This is a genomic window from Gelidibacter sp. (assembly GCF_053579655.1).
Genome location: NZ_JBMDWE010000027.1, coordinates 26,338 through 43,701 on the forward strand (window position 1 = coordinate 26,338; position 17,364 = coordinate 43,701).

15 protein-coding genes are annotated in these 17,364 nt (G+C 39.9%); 11 read left to right on the forward strand and 4 right to left on the reverse strand.

The window, feature by feature from the left end:
* The first annotated feature begins 36 nt into the window (after positions 1-36).
* The 7 genes from paaZ to ACOH2D_RS13565 all read left to right on the forward strand — a co-directional run bounded on the left by paaZ (position 37) and on the right by ACOH2D_RS13565 (position 8,854).
* Entirely contained in the window at positions 37-2,535 is a 2,499-nt protein-coding gene (gene paaZ, locus ACOH2D_RS13535) for a phenylacetic acid degradation bifunctional protein PaaZ (protein WP_449535426.1), read from the forward strand.
* Between the two features lie 85 nt (positions 2,536-2,620).
* Positions 2,621-2,905 carry a GIY-YIG nuclease family protein gene (locus ACOH2D_RS13540; RefSeq protein WP_348062723.1) on the forward strand — a complete coding sequence of 95 codons (285 nt, stop codon included), beginning with the start codon at positions 2,621-2,623 and terminating at the stop codon, positions 2,903-2,905.
* A gap of 102 nt (positions 2,906-3,007) precedes the next feature.
* Entirely contained in the window at positions 3,008-3,757 is a 750-nt protein-coding gene (locus tag ACOH2D_RS13545) for an enoyl-CoA hydratase/isomerase family protein (RefSeq protein WP_449535425.1), read from the forward strand.
* Positions 3,758-3,809: 52 nt separating this feature from the next.
* Positions 3,810-4,184 (forward strand): four helix bundle protein, encoded by a 375-nt coding sequence (locus tag ACOH2D_RS13550; protein WP_449535424.1) that lies wholly within the window; start codon positions 3,810-3,812, stop codon positions 4,182-4,184.
* Between the two features lie 61 nt (positions 4,185-4,245).
* A complete protein-coding gene (locus tag ACOH2D_RS13555; RefSeq protein ID WP_449535423.1) occupies positions 4,246-4,860 on the forward strand; it encodes an acyltransferase in 615 nt (204 codons plus the stop codon).
* A gap of 272 nt (positions 4,861-5,132) precedes the next feature.
* The gene (locus ACOH2D_RS13560; RefSeq protein ID WP_449535422.1) at positions 5,133-6,449 is read left to right on the forward strand and encodes a dihydrolipoamide acetyltransferase family protein; all 1,317 of its coding nucleotides are present in this window, start codon (positions 5,133-5,135) and stop codon (positions 6,447-6,449) included.
* A gap of 278 nt (positions 6,450-6,727) precedes the next feature.
* On the forward strand, positions 6,728-8,854 hold the full coding sequence (locus tag ACOH2D_RS13565) for an alpha-ketoacid dehydrogenase subunit alpha/beta (protein ID WP_449535421.1): 2,127 nt from the start codon (positions 6,728-6,730) through the stop codon (positions 8,852-8,854).
* Between the two features lie 169 nt (positions 8,855-9,023).
* Here the strand turns inward: ACOH2D_RS13565 and ACOH2D_RS13570 are convergent, their stop codons facing one another.
* From ACOH2D_RS13570 to ACOH2D_RS13585, 4 genes are all read right to left on the reverse strand, one after another.
* Positions 9,024-10,871, reverse strand: a complete 1,848-nt coding sequence (locus ACOH2D_RS13570) for a SulP family inorganic anion transporter (RefSeq protein ID WP_449535544.1) — start codon at positions 10,869-10,871, stop codon at positions 9,024-9,026.
* Between the two features lie 127 nt (positions 10,872-10,998).
* Positions 10,999-11,538: a DUF4136 domain-containing protein gene (locus ACOH2D_RS13575; RefSeq protein WP_348035167.1), complete on the reverse strand. Its 540-nt coding sequence runs from the start codon at positions 11,536-11,538 to the stop codon at positions 10,999-11,001.
* A gap of 125 nt (positions 11,539-11,663) precedes the next feature.
* Entirely contained in the window at positions 11,664-13,658 is a 1,995-nt protein-coding gene (gene hutU, locus ACOH2D_RS13580; protein ID WP_449535443.1) for a urocanate hydratase, read from the reverse strand.
* 14 nt (positions 13,659-13,672) lie between these two features.
* On the reverse strand, positions 13,673-13,834 hold the full coding sequence (locus ACOH2D_RS13585; RefSeq protein ID WP_348035168.1) for a C1orf53 family protein: 162 nt from the start codon (positions 13,832-13,834) through the stop codon (positions 13,673-13,675).
* A gap of 49 nt (positions 13,835-13,883) precedes the next feature.
* Between ACOH2D_RS13585 and ACOH2D_RS13590 the strand changes: the two genes are divergently transcribed.
* Genes ACOH2D_RS13590 through hemL form a run of 4 tightly spaced genes read left to right on the forward strand, consistent with a single transcriptional unit; the run spans position 13,884 to position 17,261 of the window.
* A complete protein-coding gene (locus tag ACOH2D_RS13590) occupies positions 13,884-14,216 on the forward strand; it encodes a hypothetical protein (protein WP_449535419.1) in 333 nt (110 codons plus the stop codon).
* Entirely contained in the window at positions 14,213-15,124 is a 912-nt protein-coding gene (locus tag ACOH2D_RS13595; protein ID WP_449535418.1) for a 1-aminocyclopropane-1-carboxylate deaminase/D-cysteine desulfhydrase, read from the forward strand. The genes ACOH2D_RS13590 and ACOH2D_RS13595 overlap by 4 nt, the downstream gene beginning before the upstream one ends.
* A 5-nt stretch (positions 15,125-15,129) precedes the next feature.
* The gene (locus tag ACOH2D_RS13600; RefSeq protein ID WP_449535417.1) at positions 15,130-15,966 is read left to right on the forward strand and encodes a glucosaminidase domain-containing protein; all 837 of its coding nucleotides are present in this window, start codon (positions 15,130-15,132) and stop codon (positions 15,964-15,966) included.
* An 8-nt stretch (positions 15,967-15,974) separates the two neighbouring features.
* Positions 15,975-17,261 (forward strand): glutamate-1-semialdehyde 2,1-aminomutase, encoded by a 1,287-nt coding sequence (gene hemL, locus ACOH2D_RS13605; protein ID WP_348035172.1) that lies wholly within the window; start codon positions 15,975-15,977, stop codon positions 17,259-17,261.
* Positions 17,262-17,364 lie beyond the last annotated feature (103 nt).

Here is a 17,364-nt window from a genome sequence, read left to right on the forward strand (position 1 = left end):
ACTACAATCTCCTTTGTTGAAAAATAAAAGAATAGAATGAAAAAAATACAAAATTACGTCACAGGACAATGGCTAGAAGGTAAAGGAGAAGGTGTTCCTATGTTTGACTCTGTTACTGGAGAAGTCGTAGCACTTTCAGATACCGAAGGTTTGGATTTCGCCGAAATTCTTCATTATGGAAGAACCGTAGGTGGTCAAATCCTTCGCAATATGACCTTTCAGGAACGTGGAAATATGTTAAAGAGCTTGGCCTTATATCTGGTCAAAAGAAAAGAAGCTTTTTATGAATTAAGTTATAGAACAGGCGCTACCAGAGTAGATAGTTGGATCGATATTGAAGGCGGATTTGGTAACCTTTTCGCTAATGCATCTTTAAGAAAATTATTCCCTAATCAATCGTATCACGTAGAAGGCGAACCTATTGATTTATCACGTGGCGGACGCTTTATGGCACATCATATTATGGTGCCAAAACGAGGCGTGGCTATTCATATTAATGCCTTTAATTTCCCGGTTTGGGGCATGTTGGAAAAATGCGCTACCAATTGGATGGCTGGCGTTCCTGCAGTGGTAAAACCTGCAACAAATGGTTCTTTTTTGACAGAGGCGGTCGTGCGTGAAGTCATCGCCTCTGGAATATTGCCAGAAGGTGCATTACAATTAATTACAGGTTCCGCTAGAACTATTTTAGATACCGTCGAATCTCAAGATGTCGTAACCTTCACGGGTTCCGCTACTACAGGTCAACTTTTAAAATCCCATAAACGAATCATTGAAGAATCTGTGCCATTCAATATGGAAGCGGATTCGCTCAATGCTTCTGTTTTAGGAGAAGATGCCATTCCTGGAACTCCAGAATTCGACTTGTTCATTAAGGAAGTTCGTAACGAAATGACCGTGAAATGTGGACAAAAATGTACTGCCATCCGCAGAGTGATTGTGCCAGAGAATCTTGTTGAAGACGTTCAAATTGCATTGGGAATGGCCTTAGATAAAGTCACTATTGGCGATCCACGTCTCAAAGAAGTCCGCATGGGTGCTTTGATAAGTAAAGATCAAGCCGCTGAAGTGAGAGATCGCGTTCAGGAATTGGCTAAAACGGCAAGTATCGTTTATGGCGATTTAGATAAAATCGAAACCATCGGAGCTGATGCAAAAAAAGGGGCGTTTTTAAGTCCGATTTTGCTACGAGAAGATCATCCGTTCAAAAACTTAGCAGTTCATGAAACTGAAGCTTTTGGCCCCGTAAGTACCATAATGCCTTATAAAAATTTAGAGGAAGCCATCTTGTTGGCGCAAATGGGGAAAGGATCGTTAGTATCCTCCATTGCTACTTATAACGATAAAATTGCGAAAGATTATGTCATCAATGCCGCCAGTCATCACGGACGGATTTTAGTCATCAACCGTGAGATGGCCAAAGAAAGTACCGGCCATGGTTCGCCCTTGCCAAACTTGGTTCATGGCGGTCCCGGACGTGCTGGAGGTGGAGAGGAAATGGGTGGCGTACGTGGTATCAAACACTATTTACAACGCACCGCTATTCAAGGGACGCCAACAACCTTAACAGAAATCACAGGCATTTATCAAGCTAATGCAAAATATAAAGAAGCTGAACAGCATCCATTCAAATACCATTGGGAAGATATCCAACCAGGAATGTCACTAAAAACCCATAAGCGTACCTTGACAGATACGGACATTATCAATTTTTCAAACCTTACTTGGGATCATTTCTATGCCCATACCGACACGACCTCTTTAGACGGGAGCATTTTTGAAAAGCGAACTGCTCATGGGTATTTGATCATTGCTGCAGCCGCCGGATTGTTTGTCTATCCTAATAAAGGTCCTGTGGCCGCCAATTATGGATTGGAAGACTGCCGTTTCCTGCGGCCATTATATCATAATGACACCATATATGTAAGATTGACTTGTAAGCAAAAAGCAGATAGAGATGTCGCTTCCGCAGAACACCCAAGTGGCATCGTCAAATGGTTTGTTGAAATTTTTGATGCCACGGACGAATTGGTAGCCGTAGCTACAGTCTTAACCATGGTTCAGAAAAAACAAGAAACTTTTGTTGAAATGACGGATGAGAAAATTGAGGAATATCTTTCAAAATTAACTCCAGATATGAAGCCAAATTGGGGCATTATGACGCCACAGCACATGTTGGAGCATTTGGAATACACCTATAAAATAGCTTCAGGCGAGATTCAGGATTTTGAAGTGGCAACACCAGAAAAGATTTTGGAAAAAGTCCATGCAAGTCTTTATAACTATGAGAAATTTCCACGAAATTCTAAATTCCCATCGCTCGAGAAAGACAAGCTATTTGATTTAAAATATCCTGATTTGGAAACGGCAAAAGCAAAGTTCAACGAACAAAGAGAAAAGTATGTGGTGTATTTCAAAGAGCACCCAGATGCTAAATTGAAAAACTTGGTGTTTGGAGAACTTAACAAATATGAATCTTATTTGTTAGAGAGGAAACACCTTAATCATCACTTTGAACAGTTTGGGCTTTTGTAGCCCAAACTGTTCAAAGCGCCCGAGAAATCGGGTGTCTCTTAAATAAAATCTAATTAATGAGTTTGCTGTTTTTATAGAAATAAATATGACATGGAGCGTTTATATAATGACGAATAAACCAAATGGCGTTCTGTACATCGGAGAGACTAAACGATTAAAGACTAGGATATATCAACATAAAAAGAAAGTTCATCCCAATACTTTTTCAGCAAGATACAATTTAGATAAACTCGTTTATTTTGAAAATCATGAAGTAAAGGATAATGCTATGTTGAGAGAAAGACAATTGAAAAAATGGAATAGGGCGTGGAAAGTTGAGTTGATTGAAAGTTCTAATCCAGAGTGGAGGGATTTATATCACGATTTATAAGTGTGATTCTAAGAGGATTCAGTTGGATATTACTCAGGATAAGGAATTTTAATAAAATAAAGTTTAACCATTAAAAGATTTCCGCTTTCGCGGAAAGTAAACATGAACCCATACGTATCAATAAAAAATAAAAACGGAGTAGGATACATTGAATTCTACCATCCTGCACAAAATTCATTGCCCGGCAATATCTTGTCTGAATTAGCAAGAACTATCACGGCTGCTGGAGAAGACACCAATATTAAAGTGATCGTGCTTCAAAGTGGAGGCGAGCGCACCTTTTGTGCTGGCGCAAGTTTCAACGAACTCATTGACATCAACGATGAAGAAACCGGTAAAATATTCTTTTCAGGCTTTGCCAATGTCATTAATGCGATGCGCAAATGTCCAAAATTCATCATCGGTCGCATTCAAGGAAAAACTGTTGGCGGCGGCGTAGGTTTGGCAGCAGCAACCGATTATTGTATGGCCACTAAATTCGCCCAAATCAAGTTAAGCGAACTCAATATTGGTATCGGTCCGTTTGTGGTTGGTCCGGCGGTTCAACGCAAATTGGGATTGAGTGGCATGTCGCAAATTGCCATGGATGCCAATACCTTTTATACTGCCGAATGGGCCATGCAAAAAGGATTGTATACCCATGTATTTGATTCGGTGGAAGCATTGGATGACGCGGTAACCACATTTGCCGAAGGTTTATGCACTTACAATCCAAGAGCAATGGCTGAAATGAAAACCATGTTCTGGCGTGGCACTGAAGATTGGGATCAGTTATTGGCGCAACGTGCTAAAATTAGCGGGCGATTGGTGTTGAGTGAGTTTACGAAGGAGAAACTTAAGGAGTATAAGTGATTAGAGGGTAGAGGGTAGTTGTTAGATAGGCAAGCTAAAAATTAAATTTAGGATGGAAAGTAAATATCATTTTAATTTTGAGGATTTGAAAGTGTATCAAAAGGCTATCGAATATGGCGAATTGGTTCATGAACAACTTAATGGTTTTCCTAAAATTGAAGATTATAGATTGTCAGCACAGTTTGCCCGAGCAGCGGATTCCATTGCATTCAATATTGCTGAAGGTTCAGGTAGTTCAGATGCAGGTTTTCTAAATTACTTGAGAATTGCAAGAGATAGTTCTCGTGAATGCGTCGCAGCAGCAACCAAGGCACATTTACGAAATTATATAACCTTTGAACAGCGTGAAGAGAATCGAGCACTTCTTGTCGAAATAAATAAAATGATAGCATCCTTAATGAAACATTTAGCAAATAAAAATAAATAAACTATGAATCAATTCTCTCACATCTACCCTCTAAAAACTACCCTCTAATCAACTGTTCGTTATGATTTATTCATTCCAAGGTTACACCCCGGTCATCCACGAATCCAGTTTCGTGCATCCCTTGGCAGCCGTCACGGGCAATGTCATCATCGGGAAAAACTGTTATATAGGCCCTGGAGCGGCGATTCGCGGCGATTGGGGACAGATTATTTTAGAAGATGGCGTCAACGTTCAGGAAAACTGTACGGTGCACATGTTTCCTGGGAAATCGATTACTCTAAAAGAAGGTGCCCATGTTGGGCATGGCGCGATTATTCATGGTGCTAATTTAGGTAGAAATTGTTTGATTGGAATGAATTCCGTCATCATGGATGATGCCGAAATTGGCGATGAAAGCATCGTCGGAGCTATGTCATTTGTCAAAGCCGAAACCATTATTCCAAATCGAAGTTTGGTCGTTGGCAATCCGGCAAAAGTGATTAAAGAAGTCAGTGATGAGATGATCGCATGGAAAACCAAAGGCACCCAGCTTTATCAGCAATTACCTGCCGATTGTCATGAAAGTTTAAGGGAAGTGGAGCCGTTGAGGGAAGTGCCTGAGCATATGAAAATGCAGGAAGGCGTTTATGATACTTTGAGGGATTACTTCCTGCGCAAGCAGGAATCTCGTGATTAAATGCTGAATTATGAGTGTACGACGCATTACATACAAGAAAAGGATAAAGAACATAAGTTGAAGTAGTTGGGCGTTACCCTAAAGGGTCAGGCTTTCCGCTATATCTTTTTTGTGAAAAACAAAAAAGGATGTCGCTGCAAATGCGAAGCATTCACGAGCACTTCTTATTAAAATAATAGTGAACGAGTAATCCTTAACGCAAAAGTCATCATATTCATAAAAGTTTCATAAGCACTGATATTTTAAAACTTTCAGGTTCAAAAATAAAGAAAATGAGTAAAGAAGAGAGATTCCCACTTTCGTGGGAATTAAAAATGCCCAAAATGGGCGAATCAATAACCGAAGGAACCATCATCAACTGGCTCATCAACGAAGGCGATTCGTTTGAAGAAGGCGACATCATTTTGGAAGTAGGAACTGATAAGGTCGATAATGAAGTCCCAGCGCCAGTATCTGGAAAGTTGGTAAAAACCATGTGCAAAGCTAAAGATGTTGTTCCCGTTGGACAAGTGATGGCTATCTTGGAAGTTTCTGAAGAGGCGACGTCTCCAAAAAAGGAAGTTGTCATTTCGAACGCTAGTGAGAAATCACATCAAGAGAAAAAGAATGTTTCCAAACCAAAGCCAACAGCTTCAGTTTCAACTTCGAGTTCATTTTCAACTTCAAATACTTTCTTCTCGCCATTAATCATTGCCATTGCCAAAGAACAGCACATCAGTTTTGAAGAATTAGCACGAATCCCTGCCACAGGAAACGAAGGCAGACTCCGTAAAAGCGATCTATTTAGTTATATTGAAGACGGACGACCGTACAAATTTGCGCAACCTATAATTCAAGACCCAACAGCCTATCGAATTCCACAACTGAGTTTCGATAAAGGCAAAGGTAAAATCATTGAAATGGACCGCATGCGCCAAATGATTGCCGATCACATGGTGTATTCCAAACATACCTCGCCACATGTTACGGCGTATGTGGAGGCCGATATGACCAATATGGTCAATTGGCGAAATGCCAATAAAGATGCATTTCAAGAAAAATATGGGGAACGCTTAACGTTTACACCATTATTTGTGGAAGCAGTCGCCAAAGCAGTCAAGGATTTTCCAAATATCAATGCCTCTGTGGATGGTAATAACATCATCTTAAAAGAGGATATCAATATCGGAATGGCCACCGCTTTGCCGAGTGGAAACTTAATAGTTCCAGTGGTAAAAAACGCAGACACCAAAGATTTAAAAGCTTTAGCCGAAAATGTCAATGAATTAGCAGCAAAAGCAAGAGAAAATAGATTAGGAGGCGACGACATTAAAGGCAGCACCTTTACAATATCAAACGTAGGAACTTTTGGAAGTGTCATGGGAACGCCCATTATCAATCAACCCGAAGTGGCCATTTTGGCCTTAGGAATTATTAAAAAACGTCCCGAAGTCATTGAAACCGACAAAGGCGATGAAATTGCAATTAGAAGCATGATGTATCTCTCGCTGTCTTTTGACCATCGCGTCGTTGATGGTTTTTTAGGAGGGAGTTTTGTGCGTCGGGTTGCCGATTATTTTGAACAGTTTGATATTAGTAGAAACATATAGTGATGATAAGACCTGACAGGTTTCTACTTGTCCGCCGAAGTTTCAGCGAAGTAGGAAAACCTGTCAGGTCTGAATCCCATTTACGTTAGGGATTACGAATCCAATTTCATTTTTAAAAATAGGAATTCTTGATAACGCTGCGTTAGGGATTACGAATCCAAGCTTATTTTTAAAAATAGGAATTCTTGATAACGCTGCGTTAGGGATTGCAGTGAAAAGCCCACAGCGAAGCGAGGACTTGTAACGGAAAGCCCGCCCGAACGCCCAAAAAATAAATCATGAGTAATATAACCAAAGAAATTTTACATAAAGCATTCGCAAACCTTTGTACCGCCAAAGCCATGGCCGAGTTGTACGAAGCCAATTTTAAGCAAGTGTCCAAATACGTGCACGCCACTTCAAGAGGTCATGAGTCGATTCAGATTGCACTCGGAATGCAACTATTGCCACAGGACTATGCGTTTCCATATTATAGAGATGATGCGATGATATTAGCCTTTGGATTAAAACCTTACGATTTGATGTTGCAATTATTAGCTAAAAAAGACGACCCGTTTTCTGGCGGGCGTACTTATTATGCGCATCCGAGTTTGAGAGATATCGACAAGCCAAAAATTCCGCACCAATCGTCTGCCACCGGAATGCAAGCAATTCCTGCTACGGGAGTTGCCTTGGGTTTTAAGTACCGCGAAAGTATTACTTTCTCTGAAGATGATAACAGCACTAAAGAAAATTTTGAAATCGATTACGATGCGTCTGTTCATTCACGAGATTCCCGCCTTCGCGGTAATGCACCCATTGTAGTGTGTTCTTTAGGCGATGCCTCGGTTACTGAAGGAGAAGTCGCAGAAGCTTTTCAGATGGCCGTCTTGAAAAAGTTGCCCATTTTGTATTTGGTGCAAGATAATGGTTGGGATATTTCGGCCAATGCTGAAGAGATTAGAGCACAAGATGCTTTTGAATATGCTAAAGGATTCAAAGGCTTGGAAGCTATCACAATTGATGGTGCCAATTTTATAGAAAGCTATGAGGCCGTTGAAAAAGTCATTGCCACCATTCGTAAAGAACGCCGACCATTTTTGATTCATGCAAAAGTACCTTTGTTAAATCATCATACCTCTGGCGTACGAATGGAATGGTATCGTGATGATTTGGAAGAAGCACGATCACGGGATCCTTATCCAGTATTGAAACAACAGATGTTGGATCATGGATTTTCTGTGGAAGAAATCGAATCCATAGAAAAGGAATGCAGAGCAACCGTAGAGACAGATTATCATCTGTCTCTGCAAGCCGAAGACCCCAAACCACAGGATCTATTCACGCACGATTTTGCGCCCACACCAATCACGGAAGAAAAAGGCGAACGCACCCCAAAAGGTGCCGAGAAAGTCGTAATGGTAGATTGTGCCTTATTTGCCGTAGAAGAATTAATGGCCAAACACAAAGAATGTTTGTTATACGGACAGGATGTTGGTGCAAGGCTAGGAGGCGTATTTAGGGAAGCAGCAACCTTGGCCCAAAAGTTTGGGGATGATCGCGTGTTCAATACGCCCATTCAAGAAGCCTTTATCGTGGGCTCGACGGTAGGCATGAGCGCAGTTGGATTAAAGCCAATCGTTGAGGTTCAGTTTGCCGATTATATTTGGCCAGGACTGAATCAATTGTTTACGGAAGTCAGTAGGAGCTGTTATTTATCCAACGGAAAATGGCCAGTAAGCATGATTCTTCGGGTGCCGATTGGTGCTTATGGCAGTGGTGGCCCTTACCATTCGTCTTCAGTGGAAAGTATTGTAACGAACATCAGAGGGATAAAAATCGCCTATCCAAGTAATGGTGCTGATTTAAAAGGCTTGATGAAAGCGGCGTATTACGATCCAAATCCTGTGATTATTTTGGAGCATAAAGGTTTGTATTGGAGTAAAGTGCCAGGAACTAAAGGGGCGACTTCGGTTGAGCCGGCAGAAGATTACGTATTGCCATTTGGAAAGGCTTGGGTTTTACAAGAAATCTGGAAGCAAGAAAATGTCGAAACCTTAACCATTGTCACTTATGGCATGGGCGTCCATTGGGCGTATAATGCTTCGGGGGAAATGGACATGCGAGACCAAATCGAAATCATAGATTTGCGGACCTTATTTCCTTTAGATGAGGATACCATTATGAAATCGGTCAAAAAAACAGGAAAATGTCTGGTCGTCACGGAAGAACCTTCCAATAATTCTTTTGCTAGAGCGTTGGCAGGTAAAATTCAAGAGGAATGTTTTAGGTTTTTAGATGCGCCCGTAATGACTATTGGTAGTGAGAATATGCCTGCGATTCCGCTGAATTCCATATTAGAGGAAACGATGATTCCCTCAACGGAGAAGGTAAAATTGAAAATAAATGAGTTACTCAATTACTGATTAGAGTTAAAGTTACGTCTTGATACTTAGTAGTTTTACAGTGAACATTAAAACTCAGTATTATGAAAAAAGTAATTTTTATGACGATTATGGCTCTTTTCTTATCTCTGTCTTTTACATCATGTAGAGAGCAAACAGAAAAAGAAAAAGTTATCAAGGAGATGAATGATCAAGGTGCCGAAGTCAAAGTGAAAAGAGATGGTGATAAGATAAAAATGGAAACTGACGATAAAAAGGTGAAAATCAAGACCGATAGTGATGGCGATGTCAAGATCAAGAAGAAAACAAAAGATAATGAATAATTAAATTCAAAACAAAAACGACTCTGTAAAGAGTCGTGTTTTTTTTTTAAACGATATTCTGAAAGCGGTTTTGTGAACTTCTCAGGGTCTTCAGCTAAATAATAGCGTGGGTCATCAACAGTTTCAATAATTACATCTTTAAACTTAGGATGTGCTTTATAGAGTAAGGTTTTGGAGTCTTCATTAAGATGTTTCAGCTTAATGGATTTTCCTTCAGCTTCATATTTATTGACCAAATTAAAAATAGCTTCAATAGCTGAGTGATCACTCACACGTGATTCTACAAAATCTATTTCGATGTTTTGAGGATCTTCATTAATGTCAAACTTTTCATTGAAATTTTGAATGGAACCAAAAAATAACGGGCCCCATATTTCATAAATTTTTGTGCCGTCTTCTTTGATGCGTTTACGTGCTCTAATCATTATCGCATTTTTCCATGCAAATACAAGCGCAGACAAAATAACACCAATAAATACAGCAATGGCAAGATCAAATATGACAGTTACGGCAGACACCGTGACCAGCACGACCGCATCTGGAACAGGGATTTTTCTCATAATCCTGAAACTTGACCAAGCAAATGTTTGAAGAACCATCATAAACATCACGCCTATTAAAGCAGCAATGGGCACTTGTTCGATATATTTATCTGTAAATAAAATAAAGGTCAATAAAGATAATGCCATCATAATGCCTGATAATCGCCCTCTACCACCCGCATTAAGATTAATTACAGTTTGACCGATCATACCACATCCTCCAGTACCGCCAAATAAGCCGCTTAAAATATTTCCAGCCCCTTGGGCTACACATTCTCTATTCCCGTCGCCTCGCGTATCTGTGAGTTCGTCCACCAAATTCATGGTCAATAAAGATTCAATAAGGCCTACGGATGCCGCTAAAAAGGCATAAGGCAGAATAAATTTGAGCGTATCAAAATTGAACGGTAAGTTTTGCCAAAGTCCCATGTTTGGGGTAGGGAATTCGCCTTTCAGCCCTTCGCCACCACCTTCTATAATATACGAACCAACGGTGCTTACATCGAGACCACTAAAAACAACGACTCCGGTGGTAATGAGAATTGCGGTTAAGGCTGCAGGGATTTTAGTAGTTAGTTTGGGAAGCAACCAAATGATGGCCATCGTAAGTCCTACGAGGCCAAGCATGGTATATAACTCAGATCCCTGCATTGGAACGTTTATATATTTTTTTAAGCCATCAGCACCTATTTCCAATTCTTTATGAGAAAACATGCGGACTTGTGCCAGAAAAATAACAATGGCCAATCCGTTGACAAAACCCATCATCACAGAATGCGGAATCAAACGCACAAACCGGCCAAGTTTTAAAACACCAGCGCCCATTTGAATTAATCCCATTAATATAACCGCCGCCAATAAATAAAAGTAACCCATATTGTCAACAGGTGTGTCGAACAATAGGCCTTTGGAATGTCCTTCTGAAATAAGATTCACAAAAATAACGGCTACGGCACCGGCAGCACCCGTGACTAATCCAGGGCGGCCACCGAAAATTCCAGCAATTAAACCAACGATGAAGGCCCCTGACAATGCCACTAAAGGGTCAATTTGCGCCACAAAAGCGAAGGCGACCACTTCTGGAACCATGGCTAGTGATACGGTTATACCAGCGAGAATATCGTTTTTTGGATTTTGAGTGAAATAGGTTCTAAAGGCTTGACCTGCGTGCATTACTTTCTGAATTAAGAGGGGTAAAGATAAAGTATTTGAAAAGAGCACTGCTTTTGTTGGCTATTTTAACTATAAAAAAAACATCAATCTTGAGGATTGATGCTTTGATTTTTTCTGTTGAATTTTCTTATTTCGACATTCCTGGAGGATATTTCTCCATGATTTTAGCCACAAATTCATTAATGCGCTCTTCTTTCTTGTTTGTACTTTGGGTTAAATAGCCAATTCCCATACCTTGCCATACCAATTCTTTTTTCTTGGCATCTATTAAATCCACATAAAGGGTTCCTTCAGTTGAGGTAGATACATTGCTATATCCAGCATTCCAGTAATACGGACTCCAACCCCATCCGTATCCATAAGGACCGTAGCCTAAGCTATTGTTATAAACATTGACTTTTTCACGGGATTTTGTAAAAATACTGACCAGAAGGTCTGGGTTTTCAGATTTTGTAAACCCTTTCGCCAGCAATTCAGTTTCTATCGCTCTTAAGATACGACGTTTGTCAAGATCACTAATTTCAGCCTTGTCAATACCCGATTTGAAAAAAGCAAAGGTTTTGTATTGGTTGAAATCTGCATTCTTGTCATAATCTGTAGCAACCCTTACGGAGCTGCAAGAAGCGATTAAAACAAACAGCATCAAAACTGGAATTGCTTTAATCATTCTTGTGCTAAAGGTGCTTAGATTAAGGTACTCATAAACATTTTTTAATTTTTTACTCACGCCGCATATATTGTTTAGGTGTTCGTGAAAATTTTTCAAATTTTTCATAGCATTTTTATTTAGTTTTATAATGAGTTCAATAAATCTATATCCACTAGATTTGGAATTGTGACCTTTAAATTGGGTTCAATTGCCATGGCGCGTTTTATTGCGAAAATGGCGCCTTCATTTCTTGCCCAACTACGTCTTGAAATACCATTGTTAACATCCCAAAAAAGCATGGACTTTAAACGTCGTTCGGCGCCTTTAGTACCATCAAGAATCATACCAAATCCACCATTAATAACCTCGCCCCAGCCAACGCCGCCGCCATTGTGAATGCTTACCCAAGTGGCGCCTCTGAAGCTATCTCCGATGACGTTTTGGATGGCCATATCTGCCGTAAAGCGCGAGCCGTCGTAGATGTTTGAGGTTTCACGGTATGGGGAATCTGTGCCTGATACATCATGATGATCACGACCTAATACCACATAGCCGATATCTCCTTTTGCAATGGCATCATTAAAAGCTTGGGCAATTTTCATTCGGCCTTCAGCATCTGCGTATAAAATTCGGGCTTGAGAACCGACTACCAATTTATTTTCTTGAGCCCCTTTAATCCATTGGATGTTATCAGTCATTTGCTGCTGGATTTCATCGGGAGAATTGAGTTTTATTTCTTCTAAAACCTTACAGGCAATGGCATCTGTTTTTGCTAGGTCTTCTGGTTTTCCTGAGGTGCAAACCCATCTAAAAGGTCCGAAACCATAATCAAAACACATAGGTCCCATAATGTCCTGAACATAACTTGGGAATTTAAATTCACGGCCCAAGGTTGGATGATCAGACATTACGTCAGCACCTGCGCGCGAGGCTTCTAAAAGAAAGGCGTTGCCATAATCAAAAAAGTAAGTGCCTTTATTGGTGTGCTTATTAATTGCTTTGGCATGACGACGTAAAGTTTCCTGTACTTTTTCCCTGAAGAGTTCTGGATTGTTTGCCATCATCGTATTGGCATCTTCAAAAGAGATGTCTACGGGATAATAGCCGCCTGCCCAAGGATTGTGAAGTGAGGTTTGGTCACTTCCTAAATCGATATGTATGTTTTCTTCATCAAACTTTTCCCATACATCAACGATATTTCCTAAATAAGCAATGGAAACGGTTTCTTCATCGGCTTTGGCCTTTTTAACACGAGCTACAAGTTGATCTAAATCGGTGATTTTTTCATCAATCCAACCTTGATCCAAGCGCACTTGTGTAATTTTCGGATTTACTTCAGCGCAAACTGTTATACAACCAGCGATCGTTCCTGCTTTAGGTTGCGCTCCCGACATCCCGCCTAATCCAGATGTGACAAATAGATTGCCTCTTGGCGATTTGTTTATTTTTCTAAAACCATTTAAAACCGTGATCGTCGTGCCATGCACAATGCCTTGCGGACCGATATACATATAACTTCCGGCAGTCATTTGTCCGTATTGTGTAACTCCTAAAGCGTTGAATTTCTCCCAATCGTCAGGTTTTGAATAATTTGGAATCATCATCCCATTGGTAACCACGACTCTCGGTGCTTCTTTATGACTAGGGAATAAACCCATGGGATGGCCAGAATATATGGTCAGCGTCTGCTCATCATTCATTTCGGCCAAATACTTCATGGTCAATCGGTACTGTGCCCAGTTTGAAAACACGGCGCCATTACCACCATAAGTGATGAGTTCATGAGGATGTTGTGCCACGGCATAATCGAGATTGTTTTGGATCATCAGCATGATAGCGGCCGCTTGTTTGGATTGCGCAGGATAGGCATCCAAAGGTCGCGCGTACATTCTATAATCGGGACGCAAACGGTACATATAAATCCGTCCGTAGGTCTCTAATTCATTTTTAAATTCAGGAAGTAATTCAGCATGTTGACTTGGATCAAAATAACGGAGTGCATTTTGTAGGGCCAACTTTTTTTCTTCAGCAGATAAAATTTCTTTGCGTTTTGGCGCATGATTGATGGTGTCATCATAAGGTTTCACTGGAGGTAAAACGCTTGGGATGCCTTCTAAAATTTGATCTTTAAAAGAAATGGAGGTGATTTGCATTAGTTTCTTTTTAATTTAGTTTTATCAAAACCATAGGGACAATGTCTGCAGCCGCTTTCGCAACAATAGCCACGTTTGAGATGGTATTGTTCGGTAAAACAACGGTAGCCCTCAGGTGTTAAGTAATAATCGCCTTCTTCAACTGGCACAATTTTCTTCATATCTAACAAAGATAGTGTAAATTAGAAAGATTTTTGAAATGCGATACACATGATTTTAGTTTCAAAATATATGGTTCCCAAAGGTTATACTGGCATCACTTTATTTCCGTTTGTGTTTGTTAAACACGCACATCTCAAGCATAATAGAGTTTTTGTAAATCATGAACGCATTCATCTCAAGCAGCAATTGGAACTTTTGATTCTTCCATTTTTTATCTGGTATGGATTGGAGTTTTTAGTGCGATATCTTCATTATAAAAATTGGCATCAAGCCTATCGGAATATTTCATTTGAGCGTGAGGCCTATCAAAATGAACAGGACTTAGAATATCTTAAAAAACGTCCATTTTGGAATTTTTTAAAATATCTTTGTAAAACATGAATTTCAAAGTCCATCTTTCGGAAAATCAGACCTTAAATCTAGGTCCAAATTTTAATCAAGTACTTTCTGTAAAAAGAGAAGATCTTATCCATCCCTTCATTTCGGGAAACAAATACCGCAAATTAAAATACAATCTAAAGAAAGCAGGCATTGAAAATAAGCAAAGCTTATTAACTTTTGGAGGCGCTTTTTCAAATCATATTGCTGCTGTGGCCGCTGCCGGTCAGGCATTCGGTTTTAATACGATTGGCGTTATCCGCGGAGAGGAGTTGGTAGATCAAGTAAATACAAATGCGACCTTGAAATTTGCCGAAAGCTGTGGCATGCGTTTCAAATTTGTGTCGAGGGAAGACTTTAGAGAAAAGACTTCAGAAGACTTTATCAGCAATTTAAAAGATGAGTTCGGTGATTTCTATTTAATTCCGGAAGGTGGCACCAATGATTATGCGATCAAAGGCTGTGAGGAAATTTTAAGTGATGAAGATTTTGACTATGATTATATCTGCTGTTCTGTTGGGACGGGAGGCACTATTTCTGGAATTATAAATGCCTCAAAACCACATCAGAAGATTCTGGGTTTTCCCGCGTTAAAAGGTGATTTTTTACAAGAAGAAATTAGTAAGTTTGCAAAAAAGTTAAACTGGCAACTTATTAAGGAATATCATTTTGGCGGTTATGCAAAAATGAATACCGAATTAATCAGTTTTATGAATCAGTTTAAGCGAAATTATCAGATTCCTCTGGACCCTGTGTACACCGGAAAGTTGATGTTTGGCGTTATGGATTTATTGAAAAAGGGTTATTTTCCCGCACATTCAAAAATTTTGGTCATACATACCGGTGGTTTACAAGGAATTTCGGGAATGAATGAACGTTTAAAACAAAAGCAAATGCCTTTAATTAGTTAATAAATATGAAGTTTTTTGTAAGAATAGTAATGGTTTTAATGTTGGTCTCGACCGTTGTAAGTTGTGGTTCCAAGAAGAAGATAACGACCAAAAAGAAAAAAGCAAAAACCGAGCATGTTGTCAAGAAACATGAAAAACCAGAGCCTTCCGTTAAAGAACGCGAGGAACCTGTTAATAACGCTCCCATTGTAACGGCTCCTAAACCTTCGAGCAGTGGCAATATTACTGAAGTTTATATTGCAGATTTTAGCCTTATCGCTCAGCGAAAAATGCGAGAACATAAAATTCCGGCGAGCATTACTTTGGCCCAGGGAATTTTAGAATCGGGATCGGGTAGAGGACGATTGGCGGTGGAAGGCAATAATCACTTCGGAATAAAATGCCATGGCTGGTCTGGCGATAAGATATTTCATGATGATGATGCCTCACAAGAATGTTTTAGAAAATATAAACATGCCGAGCAATCGTTTGATGACCATTCAGAGTTTTTAACTTCCAGAGGTCGCTATGCAAAATTATTCGAATTGGATCTTGACGATTACGAAGGCTGGGCAAAAGGTTTAAGAGCGGCAGGTTATGCTACCGATAGAAAATATCCTGACAAATTAATCAGTTTGATTGAGCGTTTTCAGTTGTATAAATATGATCAGGAAGTTTTAGGAAAAACGTCTTCTAGACCTAAAAACGTTGATATCACCTCTAATTTAACACATAAAGTTGAAAAGGGTGATACGATGTATTCGCTTTCAAAACGCTATAATCTTTCAGTAAACGAATTGCAAAAACTCAACGGAATGACCAACAGTAATTTACAGTTAGGTCAAATTCTCATTGTAAAATAAATTTATTCATGTTATACCAACGTAGTAGTAGCCTATTCAAAGAGGCAGAAAAAGTTATTCCAGGAGGCGTCAATTCGCCTGTAAGAGCATTTGGTGCCGTAGGTGGAACGCCAATTTTCGCGAAATCTGCCAAAGGTGCTTATGTGCATGATGAAGATGGCAACAAATACATTGATTATATCAATTCATGGGGACCGATGATTCTTGGTCACGCTTTTGATCCCGTGGTCGATGCCGTAATCGAAAAGGCAAAACAAGGGACTTCCTTCGGAATGCCCACGGCCATAGAAACTGAAATTGCAGAATTGGCAATTTCGATGGTGCCAAATATCGATAAAATCCGATTTGTCAACTCAGGTACAGAAGCTTGTATGAGTGCGGTGCGCTTGGCGCGTGGATTTACCGGGAAGGACAAAATCATCAAATTTGCTGGATGTTACCACGGTCATAGTGATTCATTTTTAATTGCTGCGGGTTCTGGTGCGATCACATTTGGCACACCTAATAGTCCAGGAGTAACTCAAGGAACAGCCAAAGACACGCTTTTAGCAAAGTATAATGATATTTCAAACGTTACGGAATTAGTAGTGGCGAACAAAGGCGAAATCGCCTGTATCATCATTGAGCCTGTTGCAGGAAATATGGGCTGTATTCCACCAAAAGATGATTTCTTACATAAACTAAGAACTTTATGTGACGCACATGGAATTCTGTTGATTTTTGATGAGGTCATGACCGGTTTTAGATTGGCGGCAGGTGGTGCGCAAGAATTATATGGGGTGGATGCTGATATTGTTTGCTTTGGAAAAGTAATCGGTGGCGGTCTTCCAGTAGGCGCTTTTGCTGCCCGAAATGAAATTATGAATTATCTGGCGCCGATTGGCCCAGTATATCAAGCAGGAACTTTAAGCGGAAATCCATTGGCAATGGCTGCAGGTTTGGCCATGTTGCAACATTTGAACAAGGACAGAACTGTCTTTAGGCGTTTAGCCGAAAAAACAGAATACTTACATCAGGGGATGGAAAAAGTGCTGTTGGCCAATAATGTTAAACATACCATTAACCGTATGGGATCCATGATTTCCATTCATTTTGAAGCGCATGAAGTGTTTGATTTTGAAACCGCTGCAAAAGCCAATAATGAAACCTTTAAAAAGTTTTTTCACGGTATGCTGAATGAAGGTGTATATATCGCACCAAGTGCATTTGAAACCTGGTTTATTTGCGATGCCTTAAGTTATGAAGATTTGGATGCGACCATCAATGCAGTGGATAAAGTTTGTAAAACGCTTTAGTTTACACAGATTTGTAATCAATACTGTCAACTAAAAGAATCAAGACCACTGTGTTGATAGAACATAGAATATAGATTTGTGCCGTAAAGCGTTAAGCATTGGG